This is a genomic window from Aureimonas jatrophae (assembly GCF_900104035.1).
In the GTDB taxonomy this organism is placed as follows: Bacteria; Pseudomonadota; Alphaproteobacteria; order Rhizobiales; family Rhizobiaceae; genus Aureimonas; species Aureimonas jatrophae.
The window spans coordinates 13,825-33,211 of record NZ_FNIT01000001.1 but is presented as its reverse complement, the minus strand read 5'-3'; the positions used below and the strand labels follow the sequence as shown (position 1 = coordinate 33,211).

The window sequence follows — 19,387 nt, the reverse complement described above, 5'->3', positions numbered from 1 at the left end:
CTGGAGGAGACGAGCTCCCATGAAACAGGTTCTCATGATGGCGGTTGCGATGCTCGCCCTGTCCGGCGCTGCGGCGGGAGCGGCGCAGACGCCCACCCGCATGAGCCAGTACAACGACTGGGGCAGCTACTCCTACGACCAGAACGGTGCCAAGGTCTGCTACGTCCTGACCACGCCCAAGACCATGCAGCCCGCGTCGGTCGATCATGGCGACATCTTCTTCCTCGTGTCGCAGAAGCCGGGTGCCCGCTCGTCCTACGAGCCGCAGGTCGTCATGGGCTACCCCTTGCGCGAGGGTTCGAAGGTCGTGGTCGATGTCGACGGCAAGAAGTTCAACATGTTCACGCGCGGCGAAAGCGCATGGATGGAGAACGCCGCCGAAGAGCCGCAACTCGTCGCAGCGCTCAAGGCCGGCAAGGCGATGAAGGTGGATGCCACCTCGCAGCGTGGTACGGCCACCAACTACACCTATTCTCTGGCTGGCGTGACGGCGGCGCTGAACTCCATCGCGACCTGCAAGTAAGACCACCGTCGAGCGGTTCGAGGGGCGTCGGCGGCTGTCCGCCGGCGCCCCTTTTTCGTGCCCGACGCTTGCGATTCCGATCGTTTGCGCTCATGTGTCGGCGATCCTTGAGCCATTCTCGACGTTTTCATGCCGCGCGAAGCCTCGCGCCGCCCGCCCGAAGGTCATCCCGATGAGCGCCGCGATCGACCACGCCGTTCTTGCCCCTCGCCCGCCCGCCGCCGCCGCCGCCCCATCACGTCGGTCGCTGCTGGGCCTGTCGCGCGAGGCGATGGCCACGGCGCTGGTGGAAGCCGGCATCCCCGAGCGTCAGGCCAAGATGCGCGTCCAGCAGCTGTGGCACTGGCTCTACGTGCGCGGCGTCAAGGACTTCGCCGATATGCGCAACGTCTCGAAGGACCTGCGCCAACTCCTCGCCGAACATTTCGAAATCGAGCGGCCGGAGATCGTCGAGGAGCAGATCTCGGTGGACGGCACGCGCAAGTGGCTGTTCCGCTTTCCCGCGCGCGGCGCCGGCCGCCCGGTCGAGATCGAGACCGTCTATATCCCGGAAGAAGGGCGCGGCACGCTCTGCGTCTCCAGCCAGGTCGGCTGCACGCTGACCTGCACCTTCTGCCACACCGGCACGCAGCGCCTCGTGCGCAACCTCGAGCCGGGCGAGATCGTCGGCCAGCTGCTGACGGCCCGCGAACGCCTCGGCGACTTCCCGGACGCCGCCACGCCCCAGGGCGCGATCGTTCCGTCCGAGGGACGCCTCGTGTCGAACGTCGTGATGATGGGCATGGGTGAGCCCCTCTACAACTACGACAACGTCGCCCAGGCGATCGCGGTGATGTCGGACGGCGATGGCCTGGCGCTGTCGAAGCGCCGCATCACGCTGTCCACCTCGGGCGTCGTGCCGATGATCGGACGCACCGGCGAGGAGATGGGCGTGATGCTCGCGATCTCGCTTCACGCGGTGACCGACGAGCTGCGCAACGTGCTGGTGCCGATCAATAAGAAGTACCCCATCGCCGAGCTGATGGAGGCCTGCCGCAGCTATCCCGGCCTGTCCAACGCGCGGCGCATCACGTTCGAGTACGTGATGCTGAAGGGCGTCAACGATTCGCTCGACGATGCGCGCCAGCTCGTGAAGCTTCTTCGCGGCATTCCCGCCAAGATCAATCTGATCCCGTTCAACCCCTGGCCGGGCTCGCCCTACGAGTGCTCGGACTGGGACCAGATCGAGCGCTTCGCGGACCTCGTGAACCAGGCGGGCTACGCTTCCCCGATCCGCACGCCGCGGGGGCGCGACATCTTTGCGGCGTGCGGGCAGCTGAAGTCCGAGTCCGAGCGCATGAAGAAGGGCGACCGGCTGGCCCTCGCGGCCGCCGTCGCGGAGTGAAGCACCGGCTGGTCGAGCGGGGGTCGCAGCCCTACTCTGCCCGCCGATGCGCACCGTCTTCCGTTTCCTGTTCCTGATCCCGCTTGGCTTCGTGGCGGCCTGCTTCGCCGCGGGCTTCGCCTTGCTCTGGCCGTTCCTCGATCTGCCGCCCGGCTCGCTGGAGGATCCGTTCGTGATCGCCGAGCTGGCGGTGGGCTACATGACGCAATGCGCGCAGGTCGGCAGTGTCGCGCTGGTGCCCTGGGGCTTGTTCATGGTGGCGAGCGAGATCGTCGGCTGGCGCTCGCTCCTGCTTCACGCCGCCCTGGGCGCCCTGGGCGGTGTCATCGTGGGTCGGATGACCGCCGGCGCCCCCAACAGCGTCGAGACGGCCCTTGCCGTCGCGGGCCTCGCCTTCGGCCTCGTCTACTGGCTCGTGGCGGGCAACGGTGCGGGACGCTGGCGTCGGCGCGCGGTTCTGCGAAACGACGTCGCCCCGACCTGACGGATAGGCCGGGGCGACGACGATCGATCGATCGATGCGGCTGGGATCAGTCGCGAACGATGTAGACGACCTTGCGGTCGGCCTTGCTGACGATCACCGGGCGGTTGTCGCCCGCGTAGAAGTAGGCGTACTCCGGATCGCTCGGCACCGGCGTCAGCGTCACGGTCTCGGGAACCGTGTAGCCGTCCGCGATGTCGCCCTGGACGACGACCGGAGTCGTCGGGTTCTGCGTCACGTAGGTGCGGACCTCCTCGGGCGCGCTGGCGGCTGCGCCGCCGATCACCGTGCCGGCGACGCCGCCGACCACCGCACCCACCGGTCCGCCGACCAGCGCGCCGGCAACCGCGCCTGTGCCCGTGCCGGCCAGCGTGCCGGCAGCCTGCTCGCCCTCGCTCGGCTTTTGCTGCGTCGTGACGACCGTGGTCTGCGCCTGCGCAGCGCCGGCGATAAGGGCGAAGGCAGCTGCGGAAAGAAGCATCTTGCGCATGGTTTGACGTCCGTGTGTCGAAATGTCCCTGTGCCGCCCAGAACATCCGGACGCGTGTCCGGTTCCCGGCGGCTTCGCCAATAAAACAACGCGGCCTTGCCGCGGTGCCGCACGGCTCGCTACGACCGTCCCGCCATTCGTTCCCAGAAGGACATGCCATGACCCGACGCCCCACGAACCCGCGCGACGCCGCTGAAGCCGCCTTCAAGGCGGCGACCGCCAAGCCGGAACGCGTCAAGGAAACGCCGGCGATACCCGGGCGCCGCGAGCAGGTGACGTTGCGCGTCGATGCCGCCGTGGTCGAATGGTTTCAGGAAGAGGGCCCGGGCTGGCAGGACCGCATGGCGGATGCGCTCGCGCGGGCCGCCGGAAAGGCCTGACCGGCCCTCGCCGCGACCGGTCGGCGCCATACTTGGACGCCATGCTGACGATTCACCACCTAGAGAACTCGCGCTCGCAGCGCGTCCTGTGGCTTCTCGAGGAGCTCGGCCTCCCGTACGAGGTGAAACGCTACAAGCGCCAGGCCGATCTGACGGCGCCGCCGGAGCTACGCGCCGTTCATCCGCTGGGAACGTCGCCGGTTCTGGAGGAAGCGGGTCTCGTTCTCGCCGAGACCGGGGCGATCGTCACCTATATCCTTCACACGCACGGGCGAGGCCGGCTTCAACCGCCCGAGGGCTCGCCGGACGGCCTGCGCTACCAGCACTTCCTGCACTACGCGGAGGGCTCGGCCATGCCGCCGCTCTTCCTGAAGCTCGTTCTCTCGCGCATCCCGGAGAACGCGCCGATCTTCGTGCGCCCGATCCTCTCGGCGGCGATGGCGGCGGTCGACCAGCGCCTGACGAAGCCGCGTCTGGAGAGGCACTTCGATTACTGGGATTCGACGCTGCGGGAAAGCGGCTGGTTCGCGGGCCCGGAGTTCACGGCGGCCGACATCATGATGAGCTTTCCGATGGAGGCCGCCGCATCGCGCATCGGCATCGGCCTGCGCTCGCACATCCCGGACTTCCTCGCACGCATTCACGCGCGCCCCGCCTATCGCCGGGCCATCGAGCGCGGCGGCCCCTACGCCTACGCCTGACCCGTCACCGCCAGGCCACCAGGACGGCACCCGCCGCGATCAGCAGGATTCCGGCCCAGTTCGCCGCGCTCAGGCGTTCCGAAAGGAACAGGACGCCGAACACGGCGACCAGAACGACCGATAGTTTGTCGACCGGAGCGACCTGGGCCGCCTGCCCGATCTGGAGTGCGCGGTAGTAGCAAAGCCACGAGGCCCCGGTCGCCAGCCCCGACAGAAGCAGAAACAGAAGCGTGCGCCCCGGAAGCGAGCCTGGCGAGCGCCACTGGCCCGTAGCGGCCACGATGGAGCCCGCGAAGACGAGGATCACCGCCGTTCTCAGGAACGTCGCGTAGTCCGAGGGGACACCTGCGACGCCGAGCTTCCCGAAGATCGCCGTCAACGCGGCAAAGCTTGCCGAAAGAAGCGCCCAGCCCAGCCAACCCATCGCGGATCAGGCGCGCGAGAGCAGGATATGGGCCGCGAACCCCGAGAAGACGCTGGCGAAGACGTAGTCGATCATCCGCATCACGCGCGGCTGGCGCTTGAGAACCGCCGCGATCCGGTCCGCCGCCAGGATCAAGGCGATCGTGATGGGCGTCGCCACGACCAGGAAGTAGATGCCGAAGAAGAACAGCTTCGAGGCCGCGTGCGGATCGCCGGCCGCCACGAACTGCGGCAGGAAGGTCACGAAGAACAGGATGATCTTCGGGTTCAGAAGGTTGATGCCGATCCCCGTCATCCAGTGGCGCCGGAGCGGCAGGGGCGCGGCGCGCGTACGCTCCACCGAGAAGCTCGAGCCGTGTCGGATCGCACCGATCGCCAGCCAGACGAGATAGATCGCGCCCGCGAGCTTCAACGCAAGAAAGGCTTCCGGCGAGGCGTGCAGCAGCGCCGACAGGCCGAGCGCGGCCAGCGTCGTGTGGATCAGCGATCCCGTGCAGGCACCGGCATAGGCCGCAAAGCCGGCCGCCCGGCCGTGGGAAAGCGTGCGTCCGAGAAACAGCGTCATGTCCGGCCCCGGCGTGATCGTCAGGATCACCGCAGCCAGCGTGAAGGCAAGGATCGCAGGGGCGTCGGGCAGGAAATCCATGGGAAGGCGAGCCTCAAGCGGGGACCGTCCCTTGCGTAACGCGACAGACCGGACGGCGGCAAGAGTTGCGACAGGATGGCTGGGCCGCGCAACCGATCGCCGCCGCCGCGCATTGGCCCCCTGAACTTCGAACAGGGACTTCAGTCATGAGCAAGCATCTTGCGGCCGGCTCGCCCGGCGCCATCAAGCCCACCGACGACCTCGAGCGCAATCCTGGCATCGGCATGTCGCGCGGCATGACCGCGGCCGGCGCCGATCCCGAGGATATCGAGGGCGAGTCGACCTTCGAGGGCGACGTCGACAACGGCACCAACGCCAACGGCGGCGTCATGCCGAACGTCAACGCCCGTACCAACAAGTAGCAGCCTGCGCCGCGCGCGACACGCGCGCGGCGACTTTCCCGCCGCGTCGGCTTGCGCAGGAGCGGATTGGGTCTATGACGCAATGCGTCATCAACCCATCAGAGCGGATCGCAAGCACCCATGGCCCTGCCGCGCGACGTCAAGAAGGTCGTCCTCGCCTATTCCGGCGGCCTCGACACCTCGATCATCCTCAAGTGGCTCCAGACCGAACTCGGTGCGGAGGTCGTGACCTTCACGGCCGATCTCGGTCAGGGCGAGGAACTCGAGCCCGCACGCCGCAAGGCCGAGATGCTCGGCATCAAGGAAATCTTTATCGAGGACGTGCGCGAGGAGTTCGTGCGCGACTTCGTATTCCCGATGTTCCGCGCCAACGCGGTCTATGAGGGCGTCTACCTCCTGGGCACCTCGATCGCCCGCCCGCTGATCTCGAAGCACCTCATCGAGATCGCGAAGAAGACCGGCGCCGACGCCATCGCGCACGGTGCGACCGGCAAGGGCAACGACCAGGTCCGCTTCGAGCTGTCGGCCTACGCCTTGAACCCCGACATCAAGATCATCGCGCCCTGGCGCGACTGGAGCTTCAAGTCGCGCACCGACCTGCTCGACTTCGCCGAGAAGAACCAGATCCCGGTCGCCAAGGACAAGCAGGGCGAAGCGCCGTTCTCCGTGGACGCGAACTTGCTGCACTCGTCGTCCGAAGGAAAGGTGCTGGAGGACCCGAGCGTTCCGGCGCCCGAATACGTCCACATGCGCACGATCTCGCCCGAGGACGCGCCCGACAAGGCGACCACGATCACGATCGGCTTCGAGCGCGGCGATGCGGTGTCGATCAACGGCGAGCGCCTGTCGTCCGCCACCTTGCTGGCCAAGCTCAACGACTACGGCCGCGACAACGGCATCGGCCGCCTCGATCTCGTCGAGAACCGCTTCGTCGGCATGAAGTCGCGCGGCGTCTACGAGACGCCGGGCGGCACGATCCTGCTCGCCGCGCATCGCGCGATCGAGAGCATCACGCTGGATCGCGGCGCGGCGCACCTCAAGGACGAGCTCATGCCGCGCTATGCCGAGCTCATCTATTTCGGCTTCTGGTTCTCGCCGGAGCGCGAGATGCTCCAGGCTCTGATCGATCGCAGCCAGGAGCATGTCGAGGGCGAGGTCACGCTCAAGCTCTACAAGGGCAACGTGATGGTGACGGGCCGCTCGTCGCCGAAGTCGCTTTATTCCGACAAGCTCGTCACCTTCGAGGACGACCAGGGCGCCTACGACCAGAAGGACGCGGCCGGCTTCATCAAGCTGAACGCTCTGCGCCTGCGCACGCTCGCCAAGCGCGGGCGCTGAACCGCGGCCGGCGTCGATTGACGCCAGGGGGAGCCGCGTCATCTTGCGGCTCACCCTGGAGCCTTCGGAACCTGCTGCGATGACCGATGCCACCCACCCGACCCGCTCGCACGGTCGTTTCCCGTACAGCGCCCTGCCCGACCGGCCGGTCTTCGATTGGCCGGGCGGCAAGCGTCTCGCGGTCTACGTCGCGCTCAACGTCGAGTGCTTCTCGTTCGGCGAGGGCGACGGGGCGCAGCTGGCGCCCAAGGGCGGCGAGCCGGACGTCCTCAATGCCAGCTGGCGCGAATGGGGCAACCGCGTCGGCGTCTGGCGCTTGCGGGATCTCGCCGACGAACTCGACCTCCCGCTCGCCGTTCTCCTGAACTCCGCCGCCTACCACGACTGTCCGGGTCTGGCGGATGCCTTTCGGGCGCGCGGCGACGAGATCGTCGGGCACGGCCGCACCAATGCCGAGCGGCAGGGCACGCTCGGCGAGGCGGCCGAGCGGGCGCTGATCCGCGAGGCGAGCGATCTCTACCGGCACCACGAGGGACGGCTGCCCGATGGCTGGCTGGGTCCCTGGATCTCGGAAAGCGCTGTGACGCCCGACCTTCTGGTCGAGGAAGGCTACGGCTACCTTCTCGACTGGATGCACGACGACCAGCCTGTCTGGATGCGCACGCGCGGCGGCCAACCCATCCTGTCGGTGCCCTACAGCCACGAGATCAACGACATTCCGGCGGTGACGACGCGCCTCGTCTCGGGACCGGACTTCGCGCGCATGGTGAGCGACCAGTTCCACGAGATGCTGGCGGCGTCCCGACAGGCGCCGCTCGTCATGAGCATCGCTCTGCATCCCTATCTCGTCGGCCAGCCGCACCGCCTGCGGCCCCTGCGCGAGGCGCTGCGCGAGATCGCCGCGCACCGCGACGAGATCTGGCTGACGCGGCCGGGCGAGATCGCGCAAGCCTTCGGGGCGATCGCACCGTTCGAGGGTTGAACGACAATCCGCTCTTCAAACCGGCGCGCGGGACGCCCATGTTGAGGAGACGATTGAAAGGGCTGCCTTATGATTCCCTATTCCGTCCTCGACCTCTCGCCGATCCCGGAAGGGTCCACGGCCGCCGACGCGTTGCGCAACACGCTGGATCTCGCGCGCCATGCCGAAACCTTGGGTTACAACCGCTATTGGTTGGCCGAGCACCACAACATGACCGGTATCGCCTCGGCGGCGACGCCGGTGGTGATCGCTCACGTCGCAGCCGGAACCAGCCGCATCCGCGTCGGGTCGGGCGGCATCATGCTCCCGAACCACGCTCCGCTGGTGATCGCGGAAGCCTTCGGAACGTTGGCGACGCTGCATCCCGACCGGATCGACCTCGGCCTCGGCCGTGCACCGGGAACCGACATGATGACGGCGCGCGCACTCCGGCGCAGCCTCGAGAACTCCGACAACTTTCCGTCCGACGTCGTCGAGCTCATGAGCTACTTCGAGCCGGCCGGCCCCAACCAGCGCCTGCGCGCGGTGCCCGGCGAGGGCACGCGGGTTCCGGTCTGGATCCTTGGCTCCTCGCTCTACGGCGCGCAGCTCGCGGCCCATCTGGGTCTGCCCTACGCCTTCGCCTCCCACTTCGCACCCGGCGCGCTCGACGATGCCGTGGAGGTCTACCGCCAGACCTATCGCCCGTCGGAGCGCTGGCCCGAGCCCTACTTCATGCTGGCGGCCAACGTTTTCGCGGCCGAGACGCGCAGGGAAGCGCTGCGTCTGCGCTCGTCCATGGAGCAGGCCTTCGCGAACCTGCGCACGGGCCATCCCGGGCCCCTACCCCGCCCGGTGGACGATGTCGACGCCGTGTTGCCCGCAGGGGCCCGCGCGATGTTGGACGAGGCGCTGCGCGTGTCGGTGACGGGCGATCCGGCCGAGGTTCGGGAGGGACTGGCTTCGCTCGTCTCGCGCTACCGACCCGACGAGATCATCCTGACCGGCCAGATCCACGACCATGCGGCGCGCCTGCGGTCGTTCACCATCGCGGCCGAGGCGATGGCTTCGCTCGGTGAAACGCGACGCGAGGCGGCCGAATAGCCGGCCGTCAGTCGGCGCCCTTCTCTAGGGCGCTCGACGAGGCCGATTGGCTCGTCGCGACCATCGAGAAATCGTTGGCCGTGCTGATCGGCGGCTCGGTGGTCAGGTTCGAGCGCAGCTTCTGGAGCGCGTCCGACATGAGCGTCACCTCCTCGTCGCTCATCCCGCGTGTGGCTCGCTGGTAGATGTCGATGAACAGCGGGTCGAGTTCGAGCATGACGCGGCCCGCTTCCTCGGTCGGCTCGATGAGCTTCGCCCGGCGATCGGCGGCATCCACGGTGCGAACGATCAGCCCGCGCGCTTCCAGACGGTCGAGATAGGCCGACAGCGTCATCGGCTCGACGCCCATGCGCTCGGCGAGCACGGCCTGACGCGAGCCGCGGAAGCGGATCGTGAAGCCGAGCGTCCGGATCTCGCCGGGCGTCAGGCCCAGCCCGTTCTCCTGGACGGTGCGCTCGAAGAACTGCCGAAAAAGGCGGGACGTGTCGGTCAGCAGGAACCCGAACATGTTCCCGGTTGAATGTTCTGCCACGTACGCTCCACGCCCAAACACCGTGGCCCTTCAAGGGGCCGGAATGATATCGGGTTCCATGCCCGGTGCCTCGGGCCTTTGAAGGCACCGGCTTTGGCGCGGGTCGGCTCCCATTCGATCGCACGCCATCTTTATGCAAGACCGCTCGCGGAAGCGAGGGCCGAGGAACGAGGTTTGTCGTGAATCAAAAGAAAATACAGGACTGGAGCGAACTCTTCGCGCCGGGCGGACCCGCCCGGCTGCCGCGCTTTGCCGACATTGCGCCGTTCGACTTCACGCCGGCCTTCGCGGAGGCGATGGCCCGGCACCGGGCGGAGATCGACACGATCACGGCCGAGACCGCGCAGCCGACCTTCGAGAACACGGTTCTCGCGCTGGAGCGCGCCGGACATCTCCTAAGCGACGTCGCCTCGGCGTTTTTCACCCTGGCGGGCGCCCATACCAACGACGAGTTGCAGCAGGTCGAGCGCGAGGTCTCCCCGCTCCTGTCCCGTCATGGCTCGGCGATCTCGCTGGATCCCCGGCTCTTCGCGCGCATCGACGACCTGCACGCGCGCCGGACGGACCTTGGCCTTGAACCGCAGGCGCTGCGGCTGCTCGAAAAGCTGCATCGCGGATTCCTTCGCTCGGGCGCGCGGCTCGAAGGGGCGGCGCGCGAGCGCTTCGCCGACCTCAACGCCCGCCTTGCCGAACTCGGCACGCGCTTCTCGCAGAACGTCCTGGCGGACGAGCGCGCCTATGCGCGTCCGGTCTCTGCGGAGGAACTCGCGGGGCTGCCGGCCTTCCTCGTGTCGGCCATGGAGGACGCCGCCAGCGAGCGCGGACTTGCGGGCCATGTCGTCACGCTGTCGCGATCCATCGTCGTGCCCTTCCTCACCTACTACCCGAAGCGCGAACTGCGGGCGGAAGTCTTCGCCGCCTGGACCCGGCGCGGCGAGAACAAGGGCGCCCACGACAACCGGCCCGTGATCGCCGAGATCCTCCAGCTGCGCGCCGAGAAGGCACGCCTTCTCGGCTATCCGAACTTTGCGAGCTACAAGCTCGACGACACGATGGCCAAGACGCCGGAGGCCGTGCGCGACCTCCTCACGCGGGTCTGGGAACGTGCGCGCGAACGCGCCGTCTCGGACGCGGCCGTTCTGTCGCGCCTCGCGCGCGAGGACGGCGACAACGCCCCGTTCGCTCCGGCGGACTGGCGCTTTCGTGCCGAGCAGCGGCGCCGCGCGGAATTCGCGATCGATGAAACCGCGCTCAAGAGCTACTTCCAGCTGGATCCGATGATCGAGGCGTCGTTCGACGTGGCGAACCGGTTGTTCGGCCTGCGCTTCGAGCCCATCCCCGATCCGCAGGCCTGGCACCCGGACGTGCGCGCCTGGCGCGTTCTTGATCCCGACGGCACCGAGCGTGGCGTGTTTCTGGGCGACTACTTCGCGCGCTCGTCCAAGCGCTCGGGCGCCTGGATGAGCGCTCTGCGCTCGCAGAGCGGCATCGACGGCGGCGAGCGCCCCGTGATCTACAACGTCTGCAACTTCGCCAAGCCCGCGAAGGGCCAGCCCGCGCTTCTCTCGGTGGACGACGCGCGCACGCTCTTCCACGAGTTCGGCCATGCGCTGCACGGCCTTCTGTCGGACGTCACCTACCCCTCGCTCGCCGGCACCGCGGTCAGCCGCGACTTCGTGGAGCTGCCCTCGCAGCTCTACGAGCACTGGCTGATGACGCCCGAGGTCCTGGGTCGACACGCCCGCCATGCCGAGACGGGCGAGCCGTTGCCGCAGGCGCTCGCCGACAAGCTCCATGCCGCCCGGACCTTCGATGCAGGCTTCGACACGGTGGAGTTCACATCCTCGGCGCTGGTGGATCTCCTTCTCCATACGGACGGCGAGGCGCCGGCCGACCCGATGGCACGGGAACAGGCGATCCTGACCGAAATCGGCATGCCGGCGGAGATGGTCATGCGGCACCGCTCGCCGCATTTTGCGCATATCTTCTCGGGCGACGGCTACTCCTCGGGCTACTACAGCTACATGTGGTCGGAGGTGCTGGACGCCGACGCCTTCGAGGCCTTCGAGGAGACGGGCGACGTCTTCGACGCCGAGACCGCGCAGCGTCTACGCCGGAACGTGTATGCGGCCGGCAATTCCGAGGATCCGGCCGTGCTCTACGAGCGCTTCCGAGGCCGCGCGCCCGACCCCGACGCCCTGATGCGCAAGCGAGGCTTGGCGGCCTGACGGGCCGCAAGCCTTTCGCGAACGGGAAACTTGCGCTATAGCGCGCGAACGACCGCATGCCATCGAAGGCCGTCCCGTTGAATCGGGGCGTGCCTTCCTTTGCGTTCCCTCCTCTTCCGGTGACACGACATGAAGCTCCGCAACATCGCGATCATCGCGCACGTCGACCATGGCAAGACGACCCTCGTCGACAAGCTGCTCGCGCAGTCCGGCTCGTTCCGCGAGAACCAGCGCACCGAGGAGCGTGCGATGGACTCCAACGACCTGGAAAAGGAGCGCGGCATCACGATCCTTGCCAAGGCCACCTCGGTGGAATGGAAGGACACGCGCATCAACATCGTCGACACCCCGGGCCACGCCGACTTCGGCGGCGAGGTGGAGCGCATCCTCAACATGGTGGACGGCGCGGTGATCCTCGTCGACGCCTCGGAAGGGCCGATGCCGCAGACCAAGTTCGTTCTCGGCAAGGCGCTCAAGGTCGGCCTGAAGCCGATCGTGGCGATCAACAAAATCGACCGTCCCGACGAGCGCCACCAGGAGGTGCTCAACGAGATCTTCGACCTCTTCGTGAACCTCGACGCCACCGAGGAGCAGCTCGACTTCCCGGTGCTCTACGGCTCGGGCCGCGGCGGCTGGATGGCGGAAGCCCCGGACGGTCCGCAGGACAAGGGCCTCGAGCCCCTGTTCGACCTGATCCTGAAGCACGTCCCCGAGCCCGACACGGCCGGCAAGGACGAGCCCTTCAAGATGATCGGCACGATCCTCGAGGCCAACCCGTTCCTCGGCCGCCTCATCACGGGCCGCATCCAGTCGGGCTCCGTCAAGCCGAACCAGACCGTCAAGGTGCTGAACGCGCAAGGCCAGCAGCTCGAGACCGGGCGCATCTCCAAGATCCTCGCCTTCCGGGGCTTGGAGCGCACGCCGATCGAGTATGCGGAAGCCGGCGACATCGTCGCGATCGCGGGTCTGCAGAAGGGCACGGTCGCCGACACGTTCTGCGATCCGGCCGTGACGGAGCCGTTGCAGGCGCAGCCGATCGATCCGCCCACCGTGACCATGAGCTTCATCGTCAACGATAGCCCGCTGGCGGGCACCGAGGGCGACAAGGTGACGAGCCGCGTGATCCGCGACCGTCTCCTCAAGGAGGCCGAGGGCAACGTCGCGCTGAAGATCGAGGAGTCCGAGGACAAGGACTCCTACTACGTCTCGGGTCGCGGCGAGCTGCAGCTGGCCGTCCTTATCGAGACCATGCGTCGCGAGGGCTTCGAGATCGGTGTTTCGCGTCCGCGCGTCGTGATGCAGAAGGACGAGACGACGGGCGAGACGCTGGAGCCGATCGAGGAGGTCGTGATCGACGTCGACGAGGAGCACTCGGGCGTCGTCGTTCAGAAGATGAGCGAGCGCAAGGGCGAGATGGTCGAGCTGCGCCCCTCGGGCGGCGGTCGCCAGCGCCTCGTGTTCCACGCGCCGACGCGCGGCCTGATCGGCTACCAGTCGGAACTTCTCACCGACACGCGCGGCACGGCGATCATGAACCGCCTGTTCCACTCCTACCAGCCGTTCAAGGGACAGCTGGCGGGCCGTACCAACGGCGTCCTGATCTCCATGGAGGACGGCGAGTCGGTCGCCTACGCCATGTTCAACCTGGAAGACCGCGGACCCATGATCATCGATCCGGGCGTGAAGGTCTATGCGGGCATGATCATCGGCATCCACTCGCGCGACAACGACCTCGAGGTGAACGTCCTCAAGGGCAAGAAGCTCACCAACATGCGCGCGTCCGGCAAGGACGAGGCGGTGAAGCTGACGCCGCCGATCCGCATGACGCTGGATCGCGCGCTGTCCTGGATCCAGGACGACGAGCTGGTCGAGGTGACGCCCAAGACCATTCGGCTGCGCAAGCTCTATCTCGACTCCAACGAGCGCAAGCGCTTCGAAAAGAGCCGCAAGGTCGCCTGAGACCTCGCGACGAGCTGACAGATCGAAGGGCGCGGAACCGGTGGGTTCCGCGCCCTTCTTCGTAGCGGCATTCCCGTCGCGCGTTGGTTGGCCGCGACCGGGGCGCCTTGGAAAATCTCACGCGCGCTACACGTCTCCTTGATCGACCCGCCTCGCACCGCGGTTGTCAGGAGCTGTTCCATGAGTATCGCCGTCTCGCCCGACCGGACCGAAATCGTGGAGCGCACGCCGTTTCACGCGCTTCTCGTTCCGTTTCCCGCTGTCGCCTTCACCTTCGCCCTCTTCACCGACCTCGCCTACTGGCAGTCGAACGGCGAGATTCAGTGGACGAATTTCTCGGCCTGGCTCCTGTTCGCGGGTCTGGTGTTCGGCGGCCTCGCCTTGGTGATCGGCCTGCTCGGCCTTCTGTTCCGGCGGCGCCGCGCCGGTCGTGGGCCGGTCTGGTTCCGCGCCGTCGGCGGTCTTGCGGTTCTCGTTCTCGCCACCGTCAACAGCTTCGTTCATGCAGGCGACGGCTGGACCTCGGTCGTCCCCTGGGGCCTGACGCTGTCGGCCATCACGGTCGTGCTGATCGTCATCCTCGCCCTTGTGGAGCGGACGCGAACCGTCCGTCACGGAGTCGCCTCCCATGCGTAAGACCCTTCTCGCCGCCACCGGTCTTGCGACCCTTCTCCTGGCCGGCTGCTCCGACAATGGCGGCGACTTCGACATCTCGTCCCAGATCGGCCCGAACCCGGTTCTACCCGACCCCAATCCCAAGCTCGTCCCGGACCTCAAGGTTGCCGAGGTCGTGGGCTGGGGCGAGAACCAGACCCCGAAGGCGCCGGACGGCTTCACGGTCACCGCCTATGCGCGCGACCTCGCCAATCCGCGAACCGTCCATACGCTTCCCAACGGCGACGTCCTGGTGATCCAGTCCACCGGTCCCGCATCCGAGCGCACCGTGCGGCCCAAGGATGCGATCCGCGGCTGGATCATGTCGATCGCGCACGGCAGCGGCGGCGGCTCCGGCAAGCCGAGCAATCTCATCACGCTTCTGCGCGACACGAACCGCGACGGCACCGTGGACGAGCGCCACGACATCCTGACCGATCTTCACTCGCCGTTCGGCGTCGCGTGGGCGGACGACACGCTGTATGTCGCCGCCACCGATCGGATCCTAGCCTACCCCTACGCGCTCGGCTCCACCGCCGCGATCACCGCCGAGCCGCGCGTCCTGGCGGAGCTGCCGGGCGGCCCGATCAACCATCACTGGACCAAGGACCTCGCGCTGAGCCCCGACAAGCGCTTCCTGTTCGCCTCGGTCGGCTCCAACTCCAATATTGTCGAGCATGGGCTGGAGGCGGAAAAGAACCGCGCCGCGATCCTCGAGATCGACCGGCAGACCGGTGCCTCGCGCCTTTATGCGACGGGCCTGCGCAATCCGAACGGCCTGACCTTCCATCCCGAGACCGGCATGCTGTTCGCGGTCGTCAACGAACGCGACGAGCTCGGCCCCAACCTCGTGCCCGACTACATGACGTCGGTGCAGGACGGGGGCTTCTACGGCTGGCCCTGGAGCTACTACGGCAACCATGTCGACGAGCGCGTCCACCCGCCTCGCCCCGACATGGCCGAACGAGCGGTCGCGCCGGACTATGCGCTGTCGAGCCACGTGGCGGCGCTCGGGCTCACGTTCGGCAACAACTCGGCGCTTCCGGAACGCTATCGCAACGGCGCCTTCATCGGCGAGCACGGCTCGTGGAACCGCACGGCCTTCAACGGCTACAAGGTCGCCTTCGTGCCGTTCCAGAACGGCAAGCCGTCCGGCAAGGCCGAAGACTTCGTGACCGGCTTCATCGAGGGCGACCAGGCGCGCGGCCGGCCGGTCGGCGTCGGCATCGACGGAACCGGCGCGCTTCTGGTGGCGGACGATGCGGGCGGCGTCGTGTGGCGCGTGGCACCGAGCGACGGCACGGTCTCGCCGCAGCCGATCGGCACCGACGAGCGCGTGGCGCAGGCACCCGCACCGCAGCCCGCCCCGCCGCCGGCGCCGCAGCTTCAGCCCTAAGGCGACAGGGGGAGCGGCGTCGCGGCGCCGTTCCCCGCCCGCCTTGACGCACCGCACACAAACCCCCATACAGGGTGGGTCACGCCGCGACTGCGCTGCGCCCGCTTTTTGTCCCGCACCTTTGCCGGAGATCTGACGAGCGCCCGCCGGACCTGTTTCGTCCGGCCGCGGCCCGTGCCGGTGACGTCCCGCGCAAGGACGTCGCGGCCGCCTCGGGTGCTCCCACGCCCGTCCCTGCTACAAGGTTCTCCTTGACCCAAAACACCTTCCAGGCGCTCGGCCTTGCCGACGTGCTTCTGTCCGCTTTGTCCGCGATGGACATCAGCATTCCGACCCCGATCCAGGCCCAGGCCATCAAGCCCGTCATGACGGGTCGCGACGTTCTCGGCATCGCGCAGACCGGCACCGGCAAGACCGCGGCCTTCTCGCTTCCCATCATCCACCAGCTTCTCGAGACCCCCGCCCGACCGAAGTCCGGCTCGGCGCGCGTCCTGGTTCTGGCACCCACGCGCGAGCTCGCGCTGCAGATCGCGGAGAACGTGAAGGGCTTCACCGCCGGCACGCCGATCCGTCACATGACCGTCTTCGGTGGTGTGTCGATCCGCCCGCAGATCGAAACCGCCAAGCGCGGCGTCGATATCGTGATCGCAACGCCCGGCCGGCTGCTCGACCTCATCGAGCAGCGCGCGCTGACGCTGGCCGACATCCAGCACCTGGTCCTCGACGAGGCCGACCGGATGCTCGACATGGGCTTCATCCGCGACATCAACCGCATCGTGAAGATGGTGCCGGAGAAGCGCCAGTCGCTTCTGTTCTCGGCCACCATGCCGCAGAACATCGCCTCGCTCGCCGCCAAGATCCTGAAGGATCCCGTGCGCGTCGAGGTGACGCCCGAGGTCGTGACGGTCGAGAAGATCGACCAGAGCGTCTTCCTGGTGCCGCAGAAGGCCAAGAAGCACTGGCTGATCAAGCACCTGCCGGGCTTCGACAAGACCGTCGTCTTCACGCGCACCAAGCATGGCGCCAACCGTCTCGCCGAGGATCTCGGCAAGGCCGGCATCGAGGCGCTCGCGATCCATGGCAACAAGAGCCAGGGCGCGCGCCAGAAGGCGCTCGGCGAGTTCCACTCCGGCAAGCTGCGCGTCCTGGTCGCCACCGACATCGTGGCGCGCGGCATCCATGTCGACGACATCACGCATGTCGTGAACTTCGACCTGCCGGAAGAGCCGGAAAGCTACGTGCACCGCATCGGCCGCACGGCGCGCGCCGGCAAGTCGGGCGTCGCCATGACCCTTTGCGACCCGTCCGAGAAGCCGAAGCTTCGTCAGGTCGAAAAGCTGACGGGCCTGCGCTTCGACGTGCAGACCACCGAGTTCACCGACGCGTCCGGTTTTGCCGACGAGCCGGCTCGCGAGCCGCGCGGCCCGCGTCAGGGTCGCGGCGGACGCCCGGGTGGCGGCGGCGCGGGCCGGTCGGACGGCGGACGTCACGCGCCGCGCGGCGGCAAGCCCGGCGAGCGTCGCGGCAAGCCGGCCGGCGGCGGGTCCGGCGCGCCGGCGCGCGAGGAGCAGCGCAGCGGGCGCCCGGGCGGCGCGCGGCGCGGTGGTCATGGCGGCGGCGGTCGCTCGCGGCAGGCCAACAGCTGAACCGAGAAGGGGCGCCCAGCTGAACCGAGAAAGGGCGCCCTGCGGGGCGCCCTTTTTCTATGTAGTTGCGCATTCCGGTCGCGCTTCCCATCTCGGCGGGAACCGAGACCAGGAGACACGCACACGATGGCCGAGACCGTCAGGATCGACATCCCCCACAAGCTGACGCGCGAAACCGCACGCCAGCGCATCGACGAGGGGTTCGGCCGCATCCGCTCCGAGGCCACCGGCGGCATGCTGAAGTTCGAGGATCACTGGACCGGCGATCATCTCGACTTCCGGGCCCGCATGATGGGCCAGTCCATCGTCGGTCGGCTCGACATCCGGGACGATCACGTCCATGTCGAGCTCGACCTGCCCGGCTTCCTCGCCTCGCTTGCCGGCAAGCTGACCGGCAAGATCCAGCGCGAGGGTCAGGTCCTCCTGGAAAACAAGAAGGCCTGAGGACGTTACTTCGCGGCCGTCGCGGCGCTGGTCAGCGTCGCGTCCGCCGCCTTCACCGTGCCCCCGGTCGACGTCCCTTCGATGGACAGGATCTCGCCGAGGCCCGGCACCACGGTTCCGACGCGCACGCGCACGAGTTCGTCACGCGTGGCCAGCAGCGCCTCGCCCTGGAACACCATGACGATCTGGTAGTCGCTCGGCACCGGCTGGCGCACGCGCACGACGGTTTGAGCCGGCATGGCGTCGCCTGCCTCGACCGAGCCCGTCAGCGTCTGGTCGAGCTTGGGCGGCATGGCGGATAGGGCCGCCTCCTGGAAGTAGCCGGGCGACCGCACCGAGATCACGTAGGAGACCGTGAAGAAGCCGAGCGATCCCATGGCGAGGATCACGGATAGCAGGCCGACCACCCAATCGGCGCCGGACCAGTTCTCGGTGCGAAGACGCCAAAGGGCGGGGGCGGGTGGAAGGTCGTCGTCGGAAACGGCGAGGGTCATGGACGTGGTCAGCTCCTGGAGCGCGAGAGCGCCCGATGGTTCGATCGCCAGCGATGGTCGGCTCGCCGCGTTAAGGAAACCGTGCTTTTGCGGAGACGCCCCGACGCGCATTCGCAACATGGTTTCCGGTTGGTGAAGGGCGCAGTTTGCCGCTCGGCACCGTTCCGCGCTATGGCCGGTATCGCCGTGTTTCAGTGCGAAAGGACCGGGCGTGATCTTCGAGCGACGGCGGGAGCCGAGACGCCCCATGCGCCTGCGTCCAGGCAAGCTTCTGACTGAAGGCGGCCAGTTCCTGTGCGATTGCGCGGTGGTGGAGCGCTCCGAGACCGGCGCACGCATCCGCGCCTTCGCGCCCGTCGAGACGCTTCTGCCGGAGGACCTGTTTCTCTACGAGGAGGTGGAGAGCCGGCGCACGCGCGTTCGCATCGCCTGGGCGAAGGGACCCGAACTCGGTCTCACGATCACGGCGCTTGGCGAGGAGATCGGCGGCATCGAGCGCGAACGCATCGCCGGCCGCTATTACGCGGTGGGTGCCTGAGGCGCCTCGTCAGACGGTCAGGTGCGCGCGCACCGATGGATCGTCGAGATCGGCGCCGACGCCCGCAAAGACGATCTGGCCGCGATCCATCACATAGACCCGGTCCGCAAGCTCGCGGCAGAAGTCAAGATACTGCTCTACCAGAAGCACCGCGATCCCCTCCCCCCGCAGGAAGCGGATCGCACGGCCGATATCCTTGATGATCGAGGGCTGGATGCCCTCGGTCGGCTCGTCGAGCACGAGAAGCTTGGGCCGCGTCACGAGCGCCCGGCCGATGGCGAGCTGCTGCTGCTGGCCGCCCGACAGGTCACCGCCGCGACGCCCAAGCATGGACTTGAGGATCGGAAACAGCTCGAAGACATGCGCTGGGATCGAGCGCTCGGAGCGCTTCAGGGGCGCGTAGCCGGTCTCAAGGTTCTCGCGCACGGTGAGGAGCGGAAAGACCTCGCGCCCCTGCGGCACGAAGCCGATACCCGAACGCGCCCGCCGATAAGGCGCGGAGCTACCGAGGTCGCGTCCTTCCAGCGCAATGCGACCGCGCCGCACGGGCTGCTGGCCGACCACGGCGCGCATCAGGCTCGTCTTTCCGACGCCGTTGCGCCCGAGGACGCAGGTGATCTCGCCCGCCCTCGCCTCCAGCGACACGCCCCGCAGCGCCTGCGCCGCGCCGTAGAAGAGATCGACGTCGTTGACCTGCAGCATG

General features: G+C 67.9%; 22 protein-coding genes. 16 read left to right on the top strand and 6 right to left on the bottom strand.

Features of this window, described 5'->3' with window-relative positions; translation table 11 throughout:
* The first annotated feature begins 19 nt into the window (after positions 1 to 19).
* The 3 genes from BLQ76_RS00175 (at position 20) to BLQ76_RS00165 (ending at position 2,391) form a co-directional block, all read left to right on the top strand.
* A complete protein-coding gene (locus BLQ76_RS00175; protein WP_170842407.1) occupies positions 20 to 523 on the top strand; it encodes an invasion associated locus B family protein in 504 nt (167 codons plus the stop codon).
* Positions 524 to 695: 172 nt separating this feature from the next.
* The gene (gene rlmN / locus BLQ76_RS00170; RefSeq protein WP_090667173.1) at positions 696 to 1,907 is read left to right on the top strand and encodes a dual-specificity RNA methyltransferase RlmN; all 1,212 of its coding nucleotides are present in this window, start codon (positions 696 to 698) and stop codon (positions 1,905 to 1,907) included.
* A 46-nt stretch (positions 1,908 to 1,953) separates the two neighbouring features.
* Positions 1,954 to 2,391, top strand: coding sequence for a hypothetical protein (locus BLQ76_RS00165; RefSeq protein WP_090667170.1), 438 nt, complete (start codon positions 1,954 to 1,956; stop codon positions 2,389 to 2,391).
* Positions 2,392 to 2,437: 46 nt separating this feature from the next.
* Here BLQ76_RS00165 and BLQ76_RS22630 read toward each other — a convergent pair whose 3' ends face one another.
* Positions 2,438 to 2,878, bottom strand: coding sequence for a DUF1236 domain-containing protein (locus tag BLQ76_RS22630; protein WP_090667167.1), 441 nt, complete (start codon positions 2,876 to 2,878; stop codon positions 2,438 to 2,440).
* Positions 2,879 to 3,036: 158 nt separating this feature from the next.
* On the opposite strand from BLQ76_RS22630, the gene BLQ76_RS00155 reads away from it, so the two are divergent.
* Positions 3,037 to 3,258 (top strand): BrnA antitoxin family protein, encoded by a 222-nt coding sequence (locus BLQ76_RS00155; RefSeq protein WP_090667164.1) that lies wholly within the window; start codon positions 3,037 to 3,039, stop codon positions 3,256 to 3,258.
* A gap of 41 nt (positions 3,259 to 3,299) precedes the next feature.
* Positions 3,300 to 3,959, top strand: coding sequence for a glutathione S-transferase family protein (locus BLQ76_RS00150; RefSeq protein WP_090667161.1), 660 nt, complete (start codon positions 3,300 to 3,302; stop codon positions 3,957 to 3,959).
* Positions 3,960 to 3,963: 4 nt separating this feature from the next.
* Here the strand turns inward: BLQ76_RS00150 and BLQ76_RS00145 are convergent, their stop codons facing one another.
* Positions 3,964 to 4,383 (bottom strand): EamA family transporter, encoded by a 420-nt coding sequence (locus tag BLQ76_RS00145; RefSeq protein WP_090667158.1) that lies wholly within the window; start codon positions 4,381 to 4,383, stop codon positions 3,964 to 3,966.
* Between the two features lie 6 nt (positions 4,384 to 4,389).
* Positions 4,390 to 5,028, bottom strand: coding sequence for a LysE family translocator (locus BLQ76_RS00140; RefSeq protein ID WP_090667155.1), 639 nt, complete (start codon positions 5,026 to 5,028; stop codon positions 4,390 to 4,392).
* A gap of 146 nt (positions 5,029 to 5,174) precedes the next feature.
* On the opposite strand from BLQ76_RS00140, the gene BLQ76_RS00135 reads away from it, so the two are divergent.
* The 4 genes from BLQ76_RS00135 (at position 5,175) to BLQ76_RS00120 (ending at position 8,793) form a co-directional block, all read left to right on the top strand.
* Positions 5,175 to 5,390 carry a hypothetical protein gene (locus tag BLQ76_RS00135; RefSeq protein WP_090667152.1) on the top strand — a complete coding sequence of 72 codons (216 nt, stop codon included), beginning with the start codon at positions 5,175 to 5,177 and terminating at the stop codon, positions 5,388 to 5,390.
* 120 nt (positions 5,391 to 5,510) lie between these two features.
* The gene (locus BLQ76_RS00130; protein ID WP_090667149.1) at positions 5,511 to 6,728 is read left to right on the top strand and encodes an argininosuccinate synthase; all 1,218 of its coding nucleotides are present in this window, start codon (positions 5,511 to 5,513) and stop codon (positions 6,726 to 6,728) included.
* Between the two features lie 79 nt (positions 6,729 to 6,807).
* The gene (locus BLQ76_RS00125) at positions 6,808 to 7,710 is read left to right on the top strand and encodes a polysaccharide deacetylase family protein (RefSeq protein ID WP_090667146.1); all 903 of its coding nucleotides are present in this window, start codon (positions 6,808 to 6,810) and stop codon (positions 7,708 to 7,710) included.
* 69 nt (positions 7,711 to 7,779) lie between these two features.
* Positions 7,780 to 8,793 carry an LLM class flavin-dependent oxidoreductase gene (locus tag BLQ76_RS00120; RefSeq protein ID WP_090667143.1) on the top strand — a complete coding sequence of 338 codons (1,014 nt, stop codon included), beginning with the start codon at positions 7,780 to 7,782 and terminating at the stop codon, positions 8,791 to 8,793.
* Positions 8,794 to 8,800: 7 nt separating this feature from the next.
* Here BLQ76_RS00120 and BLQ76_RS00115 read toward each other — a convergent pair whose 3' ends face one another.
* Positions 8,801 to 9,301, bottom strand: coding sequence for a MarR family winged helix-turn-helix transcriptional regulator (locus tag BLQ76_RS00115; RefSeq protein WP_090667141.1), 501 nt, complete (start codon positions 9,299 to 9,301; stop codon positions 8,801 to 8,803).
* 203 nt (positions 9,302 to 9,504) lie between these two features.
* Between BLQ76_RS00115 and BLQ76_RS00110 the strand changes: the two genes are divergently transcribed.
* The 6 genes from BLQ76_RS00110 to BLQ76_RS00085 all read left to right on the top strand — a co-directional run bounded on the left by BLQ76_RS00110 (position 9,505) and on the right by BLQ76_RS00085 (position 17,652).
* Positions 9,505 to 11,553, top strand: coding sequence for a M3 family metallopeptidase (locus BLQ76_RS00110; RefSeq protein WP_244519420.1), 2,049 nt, complete (start codon positions 9,505 to 9,507; stop codon positions 11,551 to 11,553).
* Positions 11,554 to 11,682: 129 nt separating this feature from the next.
* Positions 11,683 to 13,512: a translational GTPase TypA gene (typA, locus tag BLQ76_RS00105; protein WP_090667138.1), complete on the top strand. Its 1,830-nt coding sequence runs from the start codon at positions 11,683 to 11,685 to the stop codon at positions 13,510 to 13,512.
* Between the two features lie 180 nt (positions 13,513 to 13,692).
* Positions 13,693 to 14,148: a DUF2231 domain-containing protein gene (locus tag BLQ76_RS00100; RefSeq protein WP_090667135.1), complete on the top strand. Its 456-nt coding sequence runs from the start codon at positions 13,693 to 13,695 to the stop codon at positions 14,146 to 14,148.
* Complete coding sequence (locus tag BLQ76_RS00095) at positions 14,141 to 15,562, top strand: PQQ-dependent sugar dehydrogenase (protein WP_090667132.1); 1,422 nt, start codon at positions 14,141 to 14,143, stop codon at positions 15,560 to 15,562. The genes BLQ76_RS00100 and BLQ76_RS00095 overlap by 8 nt, the downstream gene beginning before the upstream one ends.
* A gap of 251 nt (positions 15,563 to 15,813) precedes the next feature.
* A complete protein-coding gene (locus tag BLQ76_RS00090; protein ID WP_090667129.1) occupies positions 15,814 to 17,208 on the top strand; it encodes a DEAD/DEAH box helicase in 1,395 nt (464 codons plus the stop codon).
* A gap of 126 nt (positions 17,209 to 17,334) precedes the next feature.
* Positions 17,335 to 17,652 (top strand): polyhydroxyalkanoic acid system family protein, encoded by a 318-nt coding sequence (locus BLQ76_RS00085; RefSeq protein ID WP_090667126.1) that lies wholly within the window; start codon positions 17,335 to 17,337, stop codon positions 17,650 to 17,652.
* 5 nt (positions 17,653 to 17,657) lie between these two features.
* On the opposite strand, the gene BLQ76_RS00080 is transcribed toward BLQ76_RS00085, so the two are convergent.
* Entirely contained in the window at positions 17,658 to 18,146 is a 489-nt protein-coding gene (locus tag BLQ76_RS00080) for a hypothetical protein (RefSeq protein ID WP_139183889.1), read from the bottom strand.
* A gap of 247 nt (positions 18,147 to 18,393) precedes the next feature.
* Here BLQ76_RS00080 and BLQ76_RS00075 point away from each other — a divergent pair, with 247 nt between their 5' ends.
* On the top strand, positions 18,394 to 18,684 hold the full coding sequence (locus BLQ76_RS00075) for a hypothetical protein (RefSeq protein ID WP_090667121.1): 291 nt from the start codon (positions 18,394 to 18,396) through the stop codon (positions 18,682 to 18,684).
* Positions 18,685 to 18,693: 9 nt separating this feature from the next.
* On the opposite strand, the gene urtE is transcribed toward BLQ76_RS00075, so the two are convergent.
* Positions 18,694 to 19,386 (bottom strand): urea ABC transporter ATP-binding subunit UrtE, encoded by a 693-nt coding sequence (gene urtE / locus BLQ76_RS00070; protein ID WP_090667118.1) that lies wholly within the window; start codon positions 19,384 to 19,386, stop codon positions 18,694 to 18,696.
* Between the last annotated feature and the right edge of the window lies 1 nt (position 19,387).

Coding starts and splice junctions, on each gene's coding strand:
- BLQ76_RS00175 (WP_170842407.1), top strand. CDS start 20: ATGAAACAGGTTCTCATGATGGCGGTTGCGATGCTCGCCCTGTCCGGC.
- rlmN (WP_090667173.1), top strand. CDS start 696: ATGAGCGCCGCGATCGACCACGCCGTTCTTGCCCCTCGCCCGCCCGCC.
- BLQ76_RS00165 (WP_090667170.1), top strand. CDS start 1,954: ATGCGCACCGTCTTCCGTTTCCTGTTCCTGATCCCGCTTGGCTTCGTG.
- BLQ76_RS22630 (WP_090667167.1), bottom strand. CDS start 2,878: ATGCGCAAGATGCTTCTTTCCGCAGCTGCCTTCGCCCTTATCGCCGGC.
- BLQ76_RS00155 (WP_090667164.1), top strand. CDS start 3,037: ATGACCCGACGCCCCACGAACCCGCGCGACGCCGCTGAAGCCGCCTTC.
- BLQ76_RS00150 (WP_090667161.1), top strand. CDS start 3,300: ATGCTGACGATTCACCACCTAGAGAACTCGCGCTCGCAGCGCGTCCTG.
- BLQ76_RS00145 (WP_090667158.1), bottom strand. CDS start 4,383: ATGGGTTGGCTGGGCTGGGCGCTTCTTTCGGCAAGCTTTGCCGCGTTG.
- BLQ76_RS00140 (WP_090667155.1), bottom strand. CDS start 5,028: ATGGATTTCCTGCCCGACGCCCCTGCGATCCTTGCCTTCACGCTGGCT.
- BLQ76_RS00135 (WP_090667152.1), top strand. CDS start 5,175: ATGAGCAAGCATCTTGCGGCCGGCTCGCCCGGCGCCATCAAGCCCACC.
- BLQ76_RS00130 (WP_090667149.1), top strand. CDS start 5,511: ATGGCCCTGCCGCGCGACGTCAAGAAGGTCGTCCTCGCCTATTCCGGC.
- BLQ76_RS00125 (WP_090667146.1), top strand. CDS start 6,808: ATGACCGATGCCACCCACCCGACCCGCTCGCACGGTCGTTTCCCGTAC.
- BLQ76_RS00120 (WP_090667143.1), top strand. CDS start 7,780: ATGATTCCCTATTCCGTCCTCGACCTCTCGCCGATCCCGGAAGGGTCC.
- BLQ76_RS00115 (WP_090667141.1), bottom strand. CDS start 9,301: ATGTTCGGGTTCCTGCTGACCGACACGTCCCGCCTTTTTCGGCAGTTC.
- typA (WP_090667138.1), top strand. CDS start 11,683: ATGAAGCTCCGCAACATCGCGATCATCGCGCACGTCGACCATGGCAAG.
- BLQ76_RS00100 (WP_090667135.1), top strand. CDS start 13,693: ATGAGTATCGCCGTCTCGCCCGACCGGACCGAAATCGTGGAGCGCACG.
- BLQ76_RS00095 (WP_090667132.1), top strand. CDS start 14,141: ATGCGTAAGACCCTTCTCGCCGCCACCGGTCTTGCGACCCTTCTCCTG.
- BLQ76_RS00085 (WP_090667126.1), top strand. CDS start 17,335: ATGGCCGAGACCGTCAGGATCGACATCCCCCACAAGCTGACGCGCGAA.
- BLQ76_RS00080 (WP_139183889.1), bottom strand. CDS start 18,146: ATGACCCTCGCCGTTTCCGACGACGACCTTCCACCCGCCCCCGCCCTT.
- BLQ76_RS00075 (WP_090667121.1), top strand. CDS start 18,394: ATGCGCCTGCGTCCAGGCAAGCTTCTGACTGAAGGCGGCCAGTTCCTG.
- urtE (WP_090667118.1), bottom strand. CDS start 19,386: ATGCTGCAGGTCAACGACGTCGATCTCTTCTACGGCGCGGCGCAGGCG.